Annotated in this window: 17 protein-coding genes; 6 read left to right on the forward strand and 11 right to left on the reverse strand. The window is 71.3% G+C overall.

Annotated elements, in window-relative coordinates:
* Positions 1–129 precede the first annotated feature (129 nt).
* Both ACFYTQ_RS36180 and ACFYTQ_RS36185 read right to left on the reverse strand, forming a co-directional pair.
* Positions 130–576: a MarR family transcriptional regulator gene (locus ACFYTQ_RS36180; RefSeq protein WP_387370677.1), complete on the reverse strand. Its 447-nt coding sequence runs from the start codon at positions 574–576 to the stop codon at positions 130–132.
* Between the two features lie 63 nt (positions 577–639).
* Positions 640–2274: an acyl-CoA synthetase gene (locus tag ACFYTQ_RS36185; RefSeq protein WP_387370679.1), complete on the reverse strand. Its 1635-nt coding sequence runs from the start codon at positions 2272–2274 to the stop codon at positions 640–642.
* A gap of 139 nt (positions 2275–2413) precedes the next feature.
* Here ACFYTQ_RS36185 and ACFYTQ_RS36190 point away from each other — a divergent pair, with 139 nt between their 5' ends.
* The 6 genes from ACFYTQ_RS36190 to ACFYTQ_RS36215 all read left to right on the forward strand — a co-directional run bounded on the left by ACFYTQ_RS36190 (position 2414) and on the right by ACFYTQ_RS36215 (position 8090).
* On the forward strand, positions 2414–3388 hold the full coding sequence (locus ACFYTQ_RS36190; RefSeq protein WP_387370681.1) for a Gfo/Idh/MocA family protein: 975 nt from the start codon (positions 2414–2416) through the stop codon (positions 3386–3388).
* 70 nt (positions 3389–3458) lie between these two features.
* On the forward strand, positions 3459–4328 hold the full coding sequence (locus tag ACFYTQ_RS36195; RefSeq protein WP_387370683.1) for a sugar phosphate isomerase/epimerase family protein: 870 nt from the start codon (positions 3459–3461) through the stop codon (positions 4326–4328).
* On the forward strand, positions 4325–5644 hold the full coding sequence (locus tag ACFYTQ_RS36200; RefSeq protein ID WP_387370685.1) for a M20/M25/M40 family metallo-hydrolase: 1320 nt from the start codon (positions 4325–4327) through the stop codon (positions 5642–5644). Before ACFYTQ_RS36195 ends, ACFYTQ_RS36200 begins: the two co-directional genes overlap by 4 nt.
* Positions 5641–6762, forward strand: a complete 1122-nt coding sequence (locus ACFYTQ_RS36205; RefSeq protein WP_387370687.1) for an Ldh family oxidoreductase — start codon at positions 5641–5643, stop codon at positions 6760–6762. Before ACFYTQ_RS36200 ends, ACFYTQ_RS36205 begins: the two co-directional genes overlap by 4 nt.
* Complete coding sequence (locus ACFYTQ_RS36210) at positions 6759–7664, forward strand: Gfo/Idh/MocA family protein (RefSeq protein ID WP_387370689.1); 906 nt, start codon at positions 6759–6761, stop codon at positions 7662–7664. The genes ACFYTQ_RS36205 and ACFYTQ_RS36210 overlap by 4 nt, the downstream gene beginning before the upstream one ends.
* A gap of 12 nt (positions 7665–7676) precedes the next feature.
* Entirely contained in the window at positions 7677–8090 is a 414-nt protein-coding gene (locus ACFYTQ_RS36215) for a DUF6917 domain-containing protein (protein WP_387370691.1), read from the forward strand.
* A gap of 24 nt (positions 8091–8114) precedes the next feature.
* On the opposite strand, the gene ACFYTQ_RS36220 is transcribed toward ACFYTQ_RS36215, so the two are convergent.
* Genes ACFYTQ_RS36220 through ACFYTQ_RS36260 form a run of 9 tightly spaced genes read right to left on the reverse strand, consistent with a single transcriptional unit; the run spans position 8115 to position 18495 of the window.
* Positions 8115–8690 (reverse strand): hypothetical protein, encoded by a 576-nt coding sequence (locus tag ACFYTQ_RS36220; protein WP_387370693.1) that lies wholly within the window; start codon positions 8688–8690, stop codon positions 8115–8117.
* Positions 8687–10096 carry a PEP/pyruvate-binding domain-containing protein gene (locus ACFYTQ_RS36225; RefSeq protein WP_387370695.1) on the reverse strand — a complete coding sequence of 470 codons (1410 nt, stop codon included), beginning with the start codon at positions 10094–10096 and terminating at the stop codon, positions 8687–8689. The genes ACFYTQ_RS36220 and ACFYTQ_RS36225 overlap by 4 nt, the downstream gene beginning before the upstream one ends.
* The gene (locus ACFYTQ_RS36230) at positions 10093–11793 is read right to left on the reverse strand and encodes an AMP-binding protein (RefSeq protein WP_387370697.1); all 1701 of its coding nucleotides are present in this window, start codon (positions 11791–11793) and stop codon (positions 10093–10095) included. The genes ACFYTQ_RS36225 and ACFYTQ_RS36230 overlap by 4 nt, the downstream gene beginning before the upstream one ends.
* The gene (locus ACFYTQ_RS36235; RefSeq protein WP_387370699.1) at positions 11793–12065 is read right to left on the reverse strand and encodes an acyl carrier protein; all 273 of its coding nucleotides are present in this window, start codon (positions 12063–12065) and stop codon (positions 11793–11795) included. The genes ACFYTQ_RS36230 and ACFYTQ_RS36235 overlap by 1 nt, the downstream gene beginning before the upstream one ends.
* Positions 12058–13554, reverse strand: coding sequence for a PEP-utilizing enzyme (locus ACFYTQ_RS36240; RefSeq protein ID WP_387370701.1), 1497 nt, complete (start codon positions 13552–13554; stop codon positions 12058–12060). The genes ACFYTQ_RS36235 and ACFYTQ_RS36240 overlap by 8 nt, the downstream gene beginning before the upstream one ends.
* Positions 13541–14539 carry an SDR family oxidoreductase gene (locus ACFYTQ_RS36245; protein ID WP_387370703.1) on the reverse strand — a complete coding sequence of 333 codons (999 nt, stop codon included), beginning with the start codon at positions 14537–14539 and terminating at the stop codon, positions 13541–13543. Before ACFYTQ_RS36245 ends, ACFYTQ_RS36240 begins: the two co-directional genes overlap by 14 nt.
* Entirely contained in the window at positions 14536–15684 is a 1149-nt protein-coding gene (locus ACFYTQ_RS36250) for an SDR family oxidoreductase (RefSeq protein WP_387370705.1), read from the reverse strand. The genes ACFYTQ_RS36245 and ACFYTQ_RS36250 overlap by 4 nt, the downstream gene beginning before the upstream one ends.
* Positions 15681–16868 (reverse strand): acyl-CoA dehydrogenase family protein, encoded by a 1188-nt coding sequence (locus ACFYTQ_RS36255; protein WP_387370707.1) that lies wholly within the window; start codon positions 16866–16868, stop codon positions 15681–15683. The genes ACFYTQ_RS36250 and ACFYTQ_RS36255 overlap by 4 nt, the downstream gene beginning before the upstream one ends.
* A gap of 13 nt (positions 16869–16881) precedes the next feature.
* Positions 16882–18495: a class I adenylate-forming enzyme family protein gene (locus ACFYTQ_RS36260; RefSeq protein WP_387370709.1), complete on the reverse strand. Its 1614-nt coding sequence runs from the start codon at positions 18493–18495 to the stop codon at positions 16882–16884.
* Positions 18496–18498 lie beyond the last annotated feature (3 nt).

Consider the following 18498-nt stretch of genomic DNA (forward strand, 5'->3'; position numbering starts at 1 on the left):
GGTGGTGGGACGTCACTGCCGCACCAGCCCCGCGTAGCGCGTAAGTCACTGCCGCACCGGCCCGGCGCACCCCGCGTAGCGCGGAAGTCACTTCGGCACCGGCCCCGCGCACCCCGTGTAACGCGAAAGTCACTGTCGCACCAGCCTTTCCAGCAGCTCCACTGCCGTAAGAACGTGCTGGCGTTCGGCCTCGGTGAAGCGCTGGTCGAGTTCAGCGGCGAGCCATTCCTGTCCGGCCTGGGCGCGGCCCTCGATGAAGTCGCGGCCCGTCGGGCTCAGCGACAGCAGTTGGCGGCGGCGGTCGTGCGGGTCGGGACGGCGCTCGACCAGGCCGCGCTCGTCCAGCACGGTCAGGCTCGCGGCGATGGCCTGCGGGCGCACTCGCTCGGCGGCGGCGATATCGCTGGCGGAGGCGTCGCCCTTCTTCAAGCGGCTCAGCACCGCCATCTGCGATGCGGTCAGCTCGCGGCTGTCGGACGCCTCCAGGAAGCGGCGGCGCAACCGGCCGATGAGCATTCGCAGTTCCCGCGCGGCCGAGGTGGCCGACGGGGAGAGGGGCCGCGCGTCTTCGGTCATGCGGCCAGGATATTCCTTCAATCCAGATTGTTCAATTCAGATTGAACAACCGGGGTTGGCGGTTCAGCCCGGCACGTCGAGTTCGGCGAGCGGTGCGCGCAGCAGTTTGCCGGTGGCGTTGCGCGGGAGTTCGTCGAGGAAGATCACCTCGCGCGGAACCTTGTAGCGGGCCAGGTTCGCCTTGACGTAGTCCTTGATCTCCTGGGCGTCACGCGAGCTGTCGGGCGCGGGAACGACGAAGGCGCGCAGCCGTTTTCCGAATTCGCGGTCGTCCACGCCGACGACGGCGGCCTCGAGGACGTCGGGCCGGTCGGCGATGAGGTGCTCGACTTCTTGGGGGAAGACGTTCTCGCCGCCGGAGACGATCATGTCGTCGTCGCGGCCGTCGAGGAACAGCAGCCCGTTCTCGTCGAAGTGCCCGACGTCGCCGGAGGAGATCATGCCGTCGACGGTCTCCTTGCCGCGCCCGTCGGTGTAGGTGCGGTGGGCATGCGGATTCGCGATGAAGATCGTGCCGGTCACGTGCGGCGCGGTGATGCGCCGACGGTTCTCGTCGTAGAGGGCCAGCCGGATCCCCACCGGCGGGCGACCGGCGGTCGTCGGCGCGGACCGCAGCTCGGCGGGGGTGGCGACCGAGATGACGGTGCATTCGGTGGAGCCGTACATATTGTGGAGGATGTCGCCGAAGTGGTCGAGCGCGCGGATCACCAGATCGGGCGCCATGGCCGAGCCGGAGGCGACGATCACCCTCAGCGACGAACAGTCGTGCGCGGCAAGCCTTTCCGGATCGAGGTTCAGAATGCGCTGCAACATGGTGGGGACCAGGACGAGCGCGTCGGCCCGGTAGCGCGCGACATTCGCCAGGGTACGCTCGGCGTCGAATCGGCGCTGCTGGAACACGATTCGATTACCGAGGGCGAGCCCGAGGGAGAACTGCGACAGGCCGGTACCGTGGAATATCGGCGCGGCCATCACGATCGTGCCGTTGCGCGGCAATGGAATTCGATCCACGAACTGCGCCGAGGCGAACGGGCTGGTCTTCTCGCGGGGCGTGCCCTTGGGGGTGCCGGTCGTACCGCTGGTGAGCATAACCATCCCGCCCGGCCGGGGTGGTCTGGGCACGGGATCGGTGGCGTGCCCGGCCGCCAAGGCGTCGATGGTCGGGGTGGCCGGGTCGATCTCGTCCCCGTCGTCGACCCAGGTCAGCACGCGCGGCATCGTGGCGGGGAGCGCGTCGGTCAAGGGGGTGAACTCGCTGTCGTGCAGTACCGCGCGCACCCGCTCACGGGCGGCGACGGCGGCCAGTTGCGGCGCGGCGAAACCGGTGTTCATCAGCACCGCGCGCACCCCGAGTTTCCCCGCGGCCAGCAGGGTCAGCACCATGCCGCGATGATCGCGGGCCAGTACCGCCACCACATCGCCCGGCCCCCAACCGTTTCCGGCGAGCCCGCGAGCGAGGGCGTTGGAGCGCCGATCGAGTTCGCCGAAGGTCAACTCACCTCGTTCGTCGACGATGGCCGCCGCGTCCGGGGTGACCCGGGCGCCCTGCATGACGACCCCGGCGAACGGACCGTAGCGGGTGACATTGCGCGCGGTGCCGAGGGCGTGGCCGGGCCGCAGCGGATCGAACAGTCCGCGGCGCCGCATCACGTCGACACCCCGTGCCAGATCGGCCAATGCGCGGAGCGTGCCTGCCATGTCTCGACAGTCGGCGAATTCCCGCGCGAAGGCATTAGCAAATACTTGCCACGCCGGAGACATTGCCCCGGAATCGCTTTCGATAGAGCGTTGTAGGCGGGCTCTCGGCCCGCAGCCATCCGAATTCGAGGACCAGATATTGCGCGCCTTCATTATCGGTCTCGGCCATGCCGGGCGGAATCTGCATCTGCGCGCGCTGCGCGGTATTCCCGAGCTGTGCGGCGGGGTCGAACCGCTGGGTTACGACCCGCTCCCCCGGCCGGTGGCGGGCGTGCGCCCGGTGGGCTCGCCGCGCGAGGCGCTGCGCCACACCGATCCTCGCGAGACCGTGGTCCATCTGTGCACCCCGCCCGCCGTCCGTGTCGAGCCGGTGAGCGAATTGGCGGCGCTCGGGTTCCGGACCTTCCTCGTGGAGAAGCCCCTGGCCCCAACCGGGGAGCAGGCCCGCGAACTCCTGGCACTGGCGCGGCGGCACGGACTGCGCGTGACGGTGGTGGCCCCGTGGCTGTCCAGCGCTGTGACACAACGGATTCGGGACATCGCCGCGTCGGGTGAGCTGGGCGCCGTCCGCCGCATCGCCTTCCGGCAGACCAAACCGCGCCTCGCGCACACCGCCACCTCGACCGCCCACGCCGACGCCTTCGAGGTCGAACCGCCGCACAGCGTCGGCGTCGCGCTCGCCCTCGCCGGGGACGCGGAACCCGTCGCCGCGTGGCTGCGCGACACCCCGCCGGTCGACGGCCGTGTCTTCCCCGGAATGGGCGGAGCCGGACTGACCCTCGCCCATCACGGAGGCGCGGTTACCGAGATCGTGTCCGATCTGACCGATCCGCTCCGCACCCGCCGGATCGAGGTGGACTTCGAGCGCGGCCGCGTGACCGGCCACTACTCGCCCAGCGCCGACGACCTCACCGGACGAGTGGAGATCGGCGGCACCGTCGAGACCTTCCCCGACGACGCCCTGCGCACCCTGTTCACCCGGGTCTACACGCGCCCGGACCACGACGATCCCGCGGATCTCGAATCGCAGTGTCGCGTGGTCGAACTCCTCGAGGCCGCGCGTGCGCTGGCCCGTTCCGCCGTCGACGAGGGAGGGCATCGTGCCGCCCGCTGAGCAGGACCCAGCCGACAACGGAGGCAACGCCCCATCCGCTGAGCAGAACCCAGCCGACAAGGGAGGCAACGTGCCACGCGCCGAGCAGAACCCACCGGACATGCGCATCGCCGGAATCGGCGACGAGGCGCACGCCGAGCTGGGACAGCAGATCGCCGCCGTGCGGAAACTGGGCTGGAACCGGCTCGAGCTGCGCAGTATCGGCGGGGTGCCGCTGGCCGATCTGCCGGGCGAGCGATTCGAGCGGTATGCCGAGCAGATCGCGGCCGCGGAAATCGAGGTGGTCTGTCTCGACTCTCGAATCGGCAACTGGGGCCGCCCGATCACCGATCCGCTCGCCACCGACCTCGATGAACTGCGCGTCCTGCTCGGGCACGCGCGCACCCTCGGCTGTCCCCGCATCCGAATCATGTCCTACCCCAATGACGACCTCTCCGAACGGGATTGGCGCGCGGAGGTGATCCGCCGCCTGACGGAGCTGGCCGCGCTGGCCGCCGACCACGGCGTGGTGCTGGTGCACGAGAACTGCGCGGGCTGGGCGGGCACCGATCCCCGCCGCGCGCTCGACCTGCTGCACAGCGTCGACTCCCCCGCCCTGCGCCTGCTGTTCGACGCGGGCAACGGCCCCGCGCACGGCTACACCGACGTCGACTATCTCGCGCCCGTGGTCGATCGCGTCGAGCACGTGCACGTCAAGGACGCGATCGAGACCGACGAGGGGGTGCGGTACGTCCTGCCCGGCCACGGCCGCTGCCGGGTCGCCGACAGCGTGCGCATGCTGCTCGACCACGGCTATCGCGGGGTGTTCTCGATCGAACCGCATCTGACCCTGCGCCCGCACGAGACCATGACCGAGCTGACCGACATCACCGAATTCGTCGACTACGGAACGTGTTTCGAGGAACTGCTCGCAGCCGTCGTGGCCGGGAGACCGTCGTGAACACCCCTGCCTTCGGCCCCGCGGATCGGGATCTGCTGCTGGATCTGCTGGCCCTGCCGACCGCCGGACCGCTCGAACATCCCGACGGCCCCCCGCCGCGCCTGTGGGAGGCGGGGCAGCGGATCGCCACGCACGCAGCGGGTTTCGGCTTCCACGTCGAACGGCACGCCCCCGCCGACCCGGCCTGGCTGCGACGGCCGGAAGTCCCCGAGATCGTGCGCCGGGCCGCCGCCGAACGCCCCGATTTCCTCGCCTGCCAGCCGAATCTGGTGCTGCGCTGGGGAATCGACGCCCCACTCGACCGCACGCTCATGTTCAACGTGCACCTGGACACCGTCGCCGATGTGCCCGTCCCGCGCGTGGAGGGCACGCGCGTGCACGGACGCGGCGCGATCGACGCCAAGGGCCCGGCCGTCGCCCTGCTGGCCGGACTGCGGGCCGCGCTCGCCGATCTGGATCCCGAACGAACCGGTATCCGCGTGCTGGTGCAACTGGTGGCCGGCGAGGAGGGCGGGGCGATGGGCGTTTTCGGCACCCGCCCGCTGGTCGCGGATGGTTACGTGGGCCGGATCAATGTGTTCTGCGAGCCGACGGGCGGTCGGCTGCTGCCGCGCAGCACCGCCGCCATGACCGCGCGCATCCGGGTCCGCGGCGAGGACGCCATCGACGATCATCCCGAGGCCGGGCACAATGCGACGGTCCTGCTCGGCTACCTGGCCCACCGCCTCGCCCTCACCGAGCCCGACTGGGCGGCCGGGGCGCGGGTGTGCGTCGCGGGGTTGCACACCGGGCACCTGCACAATCGCGTCTACGGGCGCGGCGATCTGCTGCTCAATATCGCCTACCGCGACCAGGACACCGCGCGGCGCGCCCGCTCGGGTCTCGAAAACCAGTGCGCCGCGGCGGTTTCCGAGTTCACCGCCCTGCACGCCTCCCGTCCCGCCCTGGCCCGCACCGCCGCCGACGCCGCCGAGCTGGTCGGCGTCGACTGGCTCAAAAGCGGTCTGCCGACGCTGGATTCGGCCGATCCGTGGGCCGCCGAACTGGTCGCCGGATCGGACCTCCCGTGGTGGCCGCCCGACGCGGACCCCTTCACCTGCGACGCCATCTGGCTGGGCGAGGTCCCCGGCACGTACACCGTGGTGTTCGGCCCCGGCGACCTCGACCGCAACCGCGCCCACGCCGACGGTGAATTCGCCGACCTCACCGACCTCGCGGCCTATTCGGCCGAAATCGCCGCGCTGGTGGGCCGTTTCGTCGAGGCCCACGCGCCACACCCTGTACCCGCTGCCGAACGAATGGATGGGAACCGATGATCGAAGTCGAGACCGCCGACCGGCTGTCGGTCGACCACGACGAGTTGGTCGGCTTCGTGGCGAAGATCTTCGCCGGACGCGGGGTGCCCGCGGATCGGGCCGCGCTCGCCGCGCGCGCCCTGGTCTACGGCGACGCCGCCGGGCTCGGCTCGCACGGGCTGGCGAATCTGACCCGGCTGTATCTGCCGTTGTTCGACGATCGGCGGGTCGCGCCCGCCGCCGATCCGACGGTGGTGGCCGATCGGGGCGCGGCCGCGGTGGTGGACGCCCAACGCACACTGGGACTCTGGACGGCGTCGGCGATGCTGGACGACGCGGCCGAACGGGCGGCGCGGCACGGGGTGGGAGTGTGCTTCGTGCGCAACGCCACCCACTTCGGCTGCGCCGGATTCCACACGCGCGCACAGGCTTTGCGCGGCCGCGTGGCGCTGCTGTCGTCGAATTGCGGGGCGCAGCGCATCGCCCGGCCGCCGGGGGGCCGGTACGCCATGCTGGGCACCAATCCGCTCAGCATCGCCGCACCTGCGGGCGGCGCCGACCCGTTCGTCCTGGATATGAGCACGACCGCGGTGCCGACCGGCAAGATCCGGGCCGCCGCCCGGCGCGGCGAGCCGATTCCGGAGGGCTGGCTGGTCGACGCGGCGGGCGAGCCGACCACCGATCCGGCGGCGCTGGATCGCGGCGACGGATTCCCTACCTGGCTGGGCGGGCGGCCGGAGACGGGCGCGTACAAGGGTTACGGGCTCGCCCTGCTGGTCGAGGTGCTGTCGGCGCTGGTGTCCGGGGCGGCGCTGGGCCCCGACGCGGCCGCGTTCACCGGCTCCGGCGGACCCACCGGCCGCGACGACGATATCGGCTATTTCGCCATGGTCATCGATCCACGTGCGCTGCACGGGAATTCGTCCATGGCCCCCGCCGCGGGCGCCATGTTCGCGGCACTGCGCGACTGCGCCCCGATCGATCCGGCTCACCCCGTCGGCTATCCGGGGACGCGGGAGGGCGAGCGGGTGCGGGCGGCCGAGCGCGACGGGATCGTCCTCGACGCCGCGCTGTGGACCGAGATCATGGACGTCGCCCGCGCCGAGGGCGTGGACGCACCCGCCGGGACGCTGCGATGAGCGGCCCGCTGCGCGTCGGCCTGGTGGGTCTGGGCGTGATCGCCCCGTACTACATAGCCGCCTTCGATCATGTCCCCGCCGCCGACCTGGTCGCGGTGTGCGATCTGCGACCCGATCGCCTCGACGGCGTCCGGGCCGACCGCTACACCGATCATCGGACCCTGCTGGCCGAGGCCAGGCTGGACGCGCTGATCGTCAACGTGCCCAACGACGTTCACGCGACGATCTGCGCGGACGCCCTCGCGGCGCGGGTGGCGGTGTGCGTGGAGAAGCCCCTCGCCACCGAGGTCGCGGCCGCCCGCGAGCTGTGCGCGGCGGCCCGCGCCGCCGACACCACGCTGTTCACCGCCTTCCATCGCCGCTACAACGACAATGTGCTGGCCCTGCGCCGGACGGGCCGCGCGCACGGTCCGGTGCGCGCGGTGCGCGTGCACTACGACGAGCTCATCGAGGACCACGTCGGCGACGACCGCTGGTATCTGGACATGGAACGCTGCGGCGGCGGCTGCGTCGCCGACAACGGGCCCAACGCGCTCGACGTCGTCCGCATGTTCCTGCCCGACCTCGCGGTGAAGGACGCGCGGATCGAGCGCGACGCGGCGGGGGTGGACCGCACCGCCGACATCACCCTCGCGGGCAACGACGGCGCCACCGCGCGGTTGCTGCTGGATTGGTCCTATCCCCACGGCGAACGCAAGACGGTGGACGTCGAATACGCCGACGGCACAATGCTGTCCGCGGATATGTTGGCCGGATTCACGGGATTCAAGAGTTCGCTGTGGCACGAATACGTCGGCATTCTCACCGATTTCACGCGCGCGATCGGCGCGGGCGGCGAATACGGCGACGACGGCCTGATCGCCCTCGAATTGGTGACCGACAGTTATACCCGCGCCCGATGAAGGAATGACACGATGAACGTATTCGAAGACGGCGCCAAATACGCGGTGTCCGGCGCGCTGGTGAAGGTGTTGCGGCACCGCCGCGACGATCGGGGCATGTCGGTGTCGGAGTGGGCCAGCCGCTGCGTCACCCGCGGCGAGGTGCACGAACTGGTCACCACCGACCACAGCGACGCGAGCACGGGCGCGCGGGTGGATCGGGTCGGTTTCCTCGGTTTCGCGGAGATCACCTCGGCGGGGGTGATCGATCGCGGCGACGAGGTGCGGGTGGACGGCATCGTGATCGGCTCGGTGCTCGGATTCGACTGCTGCCACTACCCCAACCACTACAACGTACTCATCCACACCGACCAGCCGCTGACCGGCGTGGGCCTGGGCCTCGCGCCGGGTTCGTCGGTCACCTTCACCCAGCCGGAAGCGCCCTGATCGCGCCGGGTTCGTCGATCACCTTCACCCGACGGGAAGCGCCTTGATCGCCCGCAGGTCGCGGTGCAGCAGATGCCAGACGGTGTGGTAGCTGTCGAGCAGCGGGGAGGCCACGTGATCGAGGTCCCCCGCCTCGACGGCCGCCACCGCCCTCCGGAAACGCTCCGGATATCCGGACCACAGCACGCTGGCCGCGCCGATCCGATCGATGAGATCGGTTCTGGCACGGTGGAATTCGACGATCGCCGCCGCGCCCGCCGCGTCACGGGTGCGCTGGAAGGCGGTGACCCGCTCCTTCAGCACCGGATCGGAGCGTTCGAAGTCGGCGAGCAGGTCGGCGACGACCGACGCGGCGGGCACATCCACCGCGCCCGCCGTGAGCGCTGAATCAACTTGGAGCACAACACCTTCCGCGAGCCCGAACAATCGCCCCTGCGGCGTATCTACCGCCTTGAGCAGTCCCCGGTCCACGAGTTCCTCGATCGCGCCCGCCGCCTCCGGCACCCACGCCGCGATCCGCTCGGCGCTCAACCAGCCGCCGACCCGAACCGCGTGCAGCACCCGCACATCCAGCGCGGCGATCTCGATCTCCGTCGTCATCGTTCCTCCTCGATACCCGCCGCGGCGAGCACCGCCCGCAGCCGCGTCAACCGGTCGCCGTCGGCCGGGGCGGGGCCGAGCAGATCCTCCGGCCAGTCCACGGCCGGACGGGAGACGGCGGGAACCGTTCCCGCCCAGACCTTTCCGGTGGTGCCGCACACCGTCACCGTCGCCGATTCGCTCTGCCAGTCCGGGTCGGCGAAGCGCGCGCCGACGACCGCGGGGCGGCCGAGTTCGCGGGCGACCACGGCGGCGTGCGAGCCGAAACCGCCCTCGAGAGTGATGATCCCGGCCGATTGCGCCATGCCGAGGAAGTCCTCCGGTTCGGTGGTCGGCCGCAGCAGCACCGTCGGCTCACCGATCCGGTCGAGCACCTCGGCCACGGTCCGCACGACCGTTCCCGTCGCCACACCGCTCGCGGCCCCGATGCCGGTGGCCAGCAACGTCCCGTGGCCGGGCGCGGCCTCGCGACGGGTCTGCGTGCCCAGCGCCTCGGGTGAGAGCCGCGCCAGCGCCGTCGCGCGATCGAGCAGCCCGGCCCGCCACGCCTCGATCGTGATGGTGGTGTGCACCGCGGCCGAGGCGGTGGCCGCGCGCAGTTGCACCAGCCACAACCGCCCCCGCTCGACGACGAACTCCACCTCGATCAACACCCGCTGCCAGGCGAACAGCTCATCGACCACGCGCGCCAATTCGGCGTAGGCGTCCGGACATTCGCGGGCCAGCCCCGCCAGACCGTCGGGTGTGGCCTGCCCGCCGACCAGCGCCGCGCCGGTGCTGGCGGCCAGATACTCACCGTGCAGGCCGCGTTCGCCGGTGAGCGGGTCGTGGCTGAACACCACCCCGCTCCCCGATCGCGCCCCGAGCCCGAAGGCCATGGCCTGCACCACGACAGCCGGTGCCAGCTCCTCCGAAATGCCGTGCGCGCGACGGTATTCGCGGGCGCGATCGTTGTGCCAGGAGTCGCGGACCGCCGCGACGGCCGCGTGCACCCGGTCGATCGCCGCCGTCGGCACGGCCGACCCGAGGTGGGTGCGCAGGTCGCGCTCCCCGATCGCGAGCAGGTCGTGCGCGAGTTCCGCGCCGCCGAGCCGGTCGGCCAGCGCGGGCACCGCCGACTCGTCCACGCCCAGGCCGAGCAGGGTGTCCATCATCCCGGGCATACTCACCGGCGGACTCGACCGGACCGCGAACGCGACCGACTCGGGGTCCACGCCCATCCACTCGGATGCCCGCGCCCGCAACCGGTCCAGCAGTCGCGCGACGGCCGCCCGGTCGATTCCGGCCCGGACCGCCGGGCCGTCCACGACCTCGAACGGCGGCACCGGATAGCCGCGCTCCCGCAGCTCCCACAGATGAAAACCTTTGTTGCCCAGCCGTTCCCGCGAGATCTCCGGCGCGCTCATCCCAACGCCTCCCGCAGCGGCGACCGCGCACCCACATGACACACCCGCGCCGCCACCGCCCCGATCTCCAACAGCCGCCACAGCTCGGCGCGTTTGGGTTTGCCGCTGGTGGTGCGCGGCACCGCGCGCGGCGCGATCACGGTCAGCGCCGCGCGGTCGGCGGGCAGACCCATGCGGGCGAGCACACCGAGCGCGGCCTCCACCTTGTCCGGCGGCACCCGCTGCTGGAAGATCAGCAGCGCCGCCACGGCATTCGGTTCGCCGAGATCGCGCAGCACCGCGGTCACCTTGTCGTGATGCAGCCCGAGCCGCTCGGCGAGCGCCATCTCCACATCCTCGGCGGTGACGAAATTGCCGTTGATCTTCACCGAATTGCCCAGGCGGCCCAGTACATAGATCTGCCCGTCGAGCAGGAACCCCAGATCGCCCGTGGGATGACGGGTGGGTTTGGCGGCCGCGTCGTCACCGAGGTAGCCGCTGTAGATCGCGGGCGACTCGACGACCAGCTCACCGACCAGGCTGTCGGACAACGGTTTTCCGTCCTCCCCCGCGACCGTGACCCGCACGCCCGGCAACGACTGCCCGCAGCCGACCACCCGCACCGCGTCGGCGTCGGCGTTCCCGGGCGGGTCCAGCGTCTCCCGGCCCACGATCGGCACCTCGACGCCCTCCCGCAGCCGCGTGCCGTCCACCAGCAGCGCGTGCGGCGATTCGCCGGGGCCGATGGTGGACACCGCCAGGGTGGTCTCGGCCATGCCGTATCCGGGTTTGAGGCAGTCCGCGCGCAGGCCGAGCGGGGCCAGCAGGTCGTACAGCGCCCGCAGCGCCCCGATATTGATGCGGTCGGAGCCGACGATGACGGTGCGCCAGGTGCTGAAGTCCATGCCCGCCAAAGTGTTCGGGCTCACCACCCGCACGATCCGCTCCAGCGCGAAATTCGGTGAGGCCGAATGGTTCACGCCGTGGCGGCCGAACAGCTCCAGCCACAGCATCGGCCGCCGCACGAACTGTTCGGGCCGCATCAGCCACAGATCCTTGCAGTGACTCACCGGCGTCAGAAACGTTCCGATCAGGCCCATGTCGTGATGCATGGGCAGCCACGACCCGAACGAGTCCGGATCCTCGGCGGGCCGATCGTGGAACACCGTCTTGAACATCTCGATGTGCGCGACCACCGCCGCCGAGCTCAGCCGCACCGCCTTGGGCGCGCGCGTGGAACCCGAGGTGAACTGGATGATCGAAATGTCCTCGCCCAGTGCGGGATCGATGAGGGTATCCGAACTCTCCACCACCGGCTCGCTCGCATCAATCCGCAACGCGTCGGCCCCCGGCCGCTCCGGGAGCAGCGCGAGCGTTTCGGGTTCGGCGATCACCGCCCGCGGCTCCAGCGCGCGCAACAGGGTCGCCGCGTAGTCGCCGTAGTCGGTGCTGCCGTGCAGCCCCGGCGGCGCGATGACCGTGGGTATGGCGCCGACGGCCAGCGTGCCGAAGAAGTACCGGACGAACGCGCGCCCGGTGGGCAGGATGATCGCAACCCGATCGCCCTTGCGAATGTCGCGCTCGCGCAACGTCTCCGCGACACCCAGCGACTCCCGCGCCAGGATCGGGTAGGCGGTGCTGCGCCATTCCGCGCCCTGATAGAAGGTGAGCGCCGTATCGGGGACGGGTTCGACGACCCAGTCGACGATCGATTTCATCAATCCCCCTCGGCGCCCACGGCCTCGCGGCGCACGCGCTGGATCAGCGCCACCATATCCCCGACGGTCCGCACGCCGCCGATCTCCGGGTTGTCGATGAGTTCGATCCCGTAGTGGTCCTCGACCCGGGTCAGGGCCTCCATCAGCGACAGCGAATCCAGGTCGATGTCGTCGCGGATCGAATCGGTCATGCGCAGATCCGGCCGGGGACGGCCGACACCGAGCTGGTCCTCGATCACCGACAGCACGGCCACGTCGTCCTGCTCAATCAAGAATCGTCACCTCTCCCTTGTCCCCGTCCACGTGGACGCGTTGTCCGGATTTGATCTCCGCGGCCAGCGGATGCGAGACGACCGCGGGGATCCCCACCTCGCGGCAGATGATCGCGATGTGGGAGTACTGGCTGCCGCGCGCGGTGACCACCGCCGAGACGAACGGCAGCAGCGGCATGATGTTGGCGTCGGCGCTCTCGCACACCAGCACCGCGCCCGGCGCCTGCGGCAGCTCGTCGAGACCGATGGCGATCCCGTCGTACACGCCCGCCGACACCCCGCGCGGTCGGCGCACGGGCCGGAAGTGTTGCGGCGCACCGGGAGTGCGGTCCAGGTAGTCGGGCATATCGATGGCCAGCGCGTCCTCGCAGGCGAGTCGGCGCGCCTCGAGTTCGTCGGGTCCGGGCAGGGTGCGGGCGCGCAGTTCGGCCATCGACAGGTACGGCCACTGGTCGGCGCGCAGCCCGCGCAGCTCCGCGAGCCGGGGCACGAAGCGGCGGTGCGCGTGCAGCAGCCGCATCGCCAGCGACTTGCTGTGCTCGCGCAACGCCATGACATCGCCGAGGAACAGCACGGTCGCGTCGATGCCGAGTCCGCGCCAGCGGCCCTGCATGCCGACCAGCGCCTCGCGGGGCGAGACCTCCACGGCCTCGCCGCCGCCGCGGGTCACCTCGCCCATCGGCGGCAGCGTGTAATCGCACCAGGGCGCCTGGGTGTCGGCGACCTCGTAGAACGGATGCCGCACGAAGTCGGCCGGGCCGCCCGCGATGGGCGCGAGGTCGGCGAGCGGACCCCACGGCAGCTCGGCGGGTTCGCGCAACCAGTTGAGCAGCGAATTGCCGTGCGCCGCAAGGCGATGCACGGCCGTGCGTTGCAGCACGTCGGCGGCGATGGAGCCGGAGGTGCCGATGATGTGCAGGTGCCAGGCCCGTTCCAGCAGGGTGTTGCCCACCTCCGCGAGTTCGCCCAGCCGCCAGTTACTTTCGCCGCCCACCACGTCGTCCACGAGATTCTCGAAGTCGAACACCCGCTGCTCGAGTTCGATCACGCGTGGCCGCAATGTGATCAGCTCGCGCATCATCCGATATGTTGCGCGATTGCGGCTGGCCCGACCCGGTCCGCGCCCCAGCACGGTGCGCGGCGGTTCGATGCCCTCGAAGTAGGCGGCGGTCACGTCCTCGGGCGTGAGCAGGTCGACGTGTTCGGCGATATGGCAGTAGGCGCTGAGATTGTGGTACGGGCGGCAGTTGAAGTAGCCGGTGAACACGTAGTGGGATCCCGTGGCCCACACCGGATCCCGCAGGATGTCGGACACGAAGGTGCGGGTGCCCAGTTCCATCGGGCGGCCCACCAGCGACCACGACATCGGCGAGAGCCGTTCGGGCGCGATCTCCCCGAAGTTGCCCGCGGAGTACACCCGCAGCACCGGATGCGCGGCGGTGTCGACGCGGCACCGGTCGGGCGCGGTCGTGACATCAGCTGAGGACACGATCGGCTCCCCTCTCCTCGGCCGGGGCCGCGTCGCGCAGCACCCGGCCCGTCGCGGCCAGATAGTCGGGGGTCGACGGCACCGGCCCACAGGGCAGCGCGTCGAGGATGCCGGGCTCGAAATCGACCAGCGGGCGGGCGTATTCGACGACCTCGGGATCGACGCCGAAGCGGCGGGCCAGCCCGCGCTGCACCACCCGCGCCAAACCCCCGGTGTCCACGAGTTTCGGGGTCACGCCCCACGGGCGGCACAGCTCGGTGAGCACGCGGGCCATGGTCGGCAGCTCCGGATCGAAATAGGTGTAGGTCGCGGGCGGCGCGTCGTCGACAAGCAGGCTCGTCACCACGGCCGCGGCGGCGGCGATGTCGGTGGCGTAGACCGGATACTCGCCGCGGCGCTCCAGCATGGCGGGCAGCCCGCTGAGCACATGCGGCAGCACGGCCACCGGACCGCCGTGCCGGGGCACGAGCGGCGCGGGCGCCGCCCCGAGCAGCGTGCCCAGCCGCAGCACGGTCACCGGCAACGCGCGTTCCCGCCGAATCGCTTGTTCCGCACGGTATTTCGCGTACTCGTACCAGTTGCGGAAGGTCTGTCCTCGCGCCAGGTCGCGATTGCCGAGTTCGCCGCTCGCCCGGCCCAGCGCGAGCACGCTCGACACGTGCACCACCCGCCGCAGCGCCGCGCACTCGCGCGCGAAGTCGAGCACATTGCGTGTCCCGGTGACGTGCACGGTGACCACCTCGGCCGGATCGGCGCCCATGCCCACCGAACCGAAGCAGGACACGATGCCCGCCACATCCGCCAGCCGCACCCGATCGTCGGGATCGAGTCCGAGGCCGGGCATCAGCACGTCGCCGCGCACGCCGACCCCGACCCGGGCGCGACCGGACCGGCTCAGTTCGATCACGTCGTGCCCGGCCGCGCCGAGCGCGCGCACGACCGCGTGCCCGAGATAGCCGGTGGCTCCGACGACGAGGACCCTCATGCGAACCTCCCCAGCGGCAGTCCGGCGAAATCGTCTGTGACCGGGGCGGAGTCGAGACCGAAGGCGATGTCGAGGATCTCGTCGACGCCCACCGCCGGGGTCCAGCCGCCGGTGAGCGCGCCCAGCCGGGTGCGTTCGAAGACGCGGTCGATGGACACGTAGCGCAGCCCGTGCAGCCGGTTGCCCATCTCCCGGCTCCACCGCGCGTACTTCAGCACCACGTTCTCACCCAGGCGCAGCACGCCCGGTGACGCGGTGACCAGACGCGGTGGGCGGTAACGCTTCTCGACGTCCTTGGATTCCAGCAGCGCCAGCAGGGCGGCGAGGGTCGGGGCCTGCTCCCCCGCGCACAGATGCACCAACGCGCCGCCGCGCCAGGCGCGGAAGTCGGTCGCGGCGGCCCGGGACAGCAGGCGCACCAACCCCTCGCCCACCACATCGCGCGGGAGGATGTCGACCCGCGCGCCCGGCCGTACCGGCAGCACCGGCAACTGCCCGCGCGACAGCGGCGCGACCAGCTGATACAGCGAGCTGTACCGGGTGGTGGAGCGCGAGGCCGAACTGCCGATCACCCCGCCGATCCGGGCCACGAGCACCGGATGATCGGTCTCGCTCGCCGCGCGCAGCAGATGCCGTTCGGCGAACCATTTGCTCAGTTCGTAGGGAGTGCGGTCGGGGTGCGGGGCGTGCTGCTGTTCGGGAATCCGCCCGCCGAGGGTGCCCGCCACGTAGGCGGTGCTGGCGTAGACGTAGGGCACGGGATGTCCGACGCGTTCGGACAGCGCGCGGGCCACCTCGAACCCGGTGACCGCGCCGAGGTAGTTGATCCGGTCCATATCGGCCTGCGACGCGGTCCAGTCCACGATCCCGGCGAGATTCACCACCGCGCGAATGTCGTCCGGCGCGGCCAGCTCGTCGAGGTCCAGCCCCCACGCGGGCCGGGTGACGTCGCCGAGCAGTTGGGTGATGCGGGTCGTGCCGGGCGCGTACTCTCCGCCCAGGTTGCGGCGTTGCCGCCGCCGCACGAGCGCGCGCAGCTCGAAATCCGTTGCGGCGTCGCCGGTTCCGGTGAGCGCGGCCTCGGCGAAGCCTTGGCCGACCTGACCGCTCAGCCCGGCGACGAGGACGCCTCCGGCGGCCGTCATCGGCTGATCCTGATCAGGCGGTCGTACATCTCGGCGTCGCCGCGCAGGGTGTCGCTGACGATGGCCAGCATCATCTCGTCGGTGCCCGCGCCGATCCGGGAGACGCGAATATCGTTCCAGTACTGGCCGAACGGGGTCTCGGCGGTGAGATAGCCGGGGCCGCCGAAGGTCTGCATGGCGTCGCTGATCACCCGCTCCCCCGCCCGCGCCGCGCACAGCTTCAAACCCGCTATCCGCGAGATCAATTCGCGATCCAGCGGCCGGGTCATCAACTGACGGGCCACATCTCGCACCGCGCCGCGCAGCACCTCGATCTCCGCGCTCAGTTCGGCGAGGCGGAAGGCGAGATACTGGTGGTCGCGCAGGCGGCGGCCGAACTGCTCGCGGCGTTCGGCGTGCTCGACCGCGAGCCCGATGGCGGCCGCACAACCCCCGGCCACCTGCGCGGCGATGGCCAGCCGTTCGAAGGACAGGCCGTAGTTGAGGTTCAGCACGCCCAGCCCGCGGCGGCCGAGCAGCGCGTCGTGCCCGATCTCGACGTCCCGGAACTCCACGGCGACGGTGTCGAGCGCGTGGGTGCCGAGCTTGTCGTGTTCGCGCACCCGCACGGCCTTCGACAGCTCGACCGCGAAGGTGGCGTGCCGGTCGGTGGGCGTGCCGTCGGCGGCGGCCAGTCGGCACAGCACGATCGCGAAATCGGCCACCGCGCCGAGGGATACGTACTTCTTGGCCCCGGTGACCACCCAGCCGTCCGGGGTGGGCCGGGCCAGCGTGGTCACGGCCGACAGATCGCTGCCGCCGGTGGGTTCGCTCGCCGCGATCGCGCCGACCATGGTGCCGTCCAGCGCCGCCTCCCGCAGCCGGTGCAGGTATTCGCTGGTCCCGGCGAAGCGGTGCAGCAGCGACAGCACGGTCTCGGTGTGCAGCGACACCCCGATGGCGATGCCCGCGGGCGCGCGGGTGCTCAGCGCGTCGCCCAGGGCCACACCGTATTCCACGTCACCCGCCGGTCCGGCCTCGGTCCGCCAGCGCCGCCGCAGCACGCCCGCCGCGCCCAAATCGCGCAGCACCGAGCGCGGAAAGCGCCGTGCCGCAACGGCATCCGGTACGCGGGACATGGCGTCGTCCACCAGCGCCGCCAGCTCGCCGGGACGCGTGTCCTTCGTCTCGACCACTCCGGTCATCGTGTTCCCTTCCTCAGGTCCAGCGGCCGGTGCCGTACACGGCGTCGGTGCCCAGCACCGAGGCGCGCAGCTCGTGCCTGCGCACCTTCCACGTCGCGGTGCGGGGCAGGTCCTGCCACGGGACGATGATCGGATCGGCCAGCGGCGGCAGATCGGCCACCGCCGCGCACCAGCGCCGCTCGTCGAGCCGGTCGCCGTCCACGCACAGCACCGGCACCGGCAGCTGTCCGGGCACGCCGAGCACGGTCACCTCGGTGGCCTCCGGAATCCGGTCCAGCAGCGTGCTCTCCAGCGCGAGCCCGCTGGTGCCGGGGATGATGTCGACCTCGCGGTCGACCAGCCGCAGCCGCCACAACCAGTCGCGGTAGCCGATATCGCCGGTGTTCCACCACTTTCCGCCGTCCTTGCGGTCGTGGCGTTCGCTCTCGCCGAGATAGTTCAGGCAGCGGGCCCGGCTCGACGCCATGAGCAGTCCCGGCCGCCCGAGGCCCCGGCGTTTCCCGGTCTCGGGATCGGTGACCCGCACCCGCGACACCGTCGGCACGGTCCAGCCGACATCGCTGGTGACGGGGTTGCCCAGGCGGCGCAACCGGCTACGGGTGAAGATGGCGCTGGAGATCGGGCCGACCTCGCTCTGCCCCCACGACGCCACCCACAGCGGCAGTCGCCGCCGCGAGACCTCCAGGAACGACCGCACCGTCGGCGGGTGCACCATGTCGAAGGTGCTGATGTACAGGCGAACTCCCGCCAGGGCGTCGGCGTGGGTGCGGGTCAGGCCGCGCCAGCGCTGGAAGATGTTGGGGCACGCCTCCATACACGTCGGCCGGTACCGGTCCAGCAGTTCACCCACCCGCTCCGGTTCGTGGTCGGCGACCGCGACGAGGGTGTGCGGCGCGAATTTCGCCTGGGCGATGGCCCAGGTGATCGCGCGCCAGTGCGCGAACGAGATCGACGACAGCACAACGTCTTTGCGGCGGCTGACCACGAACGGGATCGGCATGAGTTCCAGGCGGCTCGCCGCGCCGAGCGTGCGCGGCGACTGCACCACGAGTTTGGGGACGCCGGTGGTTCCGGAGGTGTGGGTCATCAACAGCGGTTCGTCGTCGCCGACGAACCGGACGGGCGCCGCGGCGGCATTGCGGACGTCGTCCAAAGGCGTTGCCGTGCCTGGTATTTCGGCGCGCTCGACGTGCGCTCTCGCGCTCGGCAGCACGATCGCGCGACGCCCGCCCAGCACGTCGTCCCCGGCGTCGATCGCGCGGCGCAGCACGCTCGCCGACAGCACCACCAGCGCCGGATCGAGCCGCTCCAGCAGCGCGCGCACGGCCGGGAGGCTGTTGGCGGCGGCGATATTCGCCGGGACCGCGCCGATCCGGGTGGCCGCGGCGGCGAGCAGCACGAAGTCGAAGTGGTTGTCCTTGACGACGCCGATCCGGTCGCCCGGCCGCGCCCCGGCGGCGTACAGCGAGGCCGCGGTGTCGTCGACCAGCCGGGCCAGCGCCGCGCCGTCGTAGACCAGGCCGCCGTCCGGGGCGATGTCGAACGGCCGGTCCAGATGCAGGGTGGTCTGCTTCGCCTGCTCGGCGTGGTCGTGGAAGACCGTGCCGATATTGATCGGTCGTGCCATGGC

The organism is Nocardia sp. NPDC004068, from assembly GCF_042874315.1.
Taxonomy (GTDB): Bacteria; Actinomycetota; Actinomycetes; order Mycobacteriales; family Mycobacteriaceae; genus Nocardia.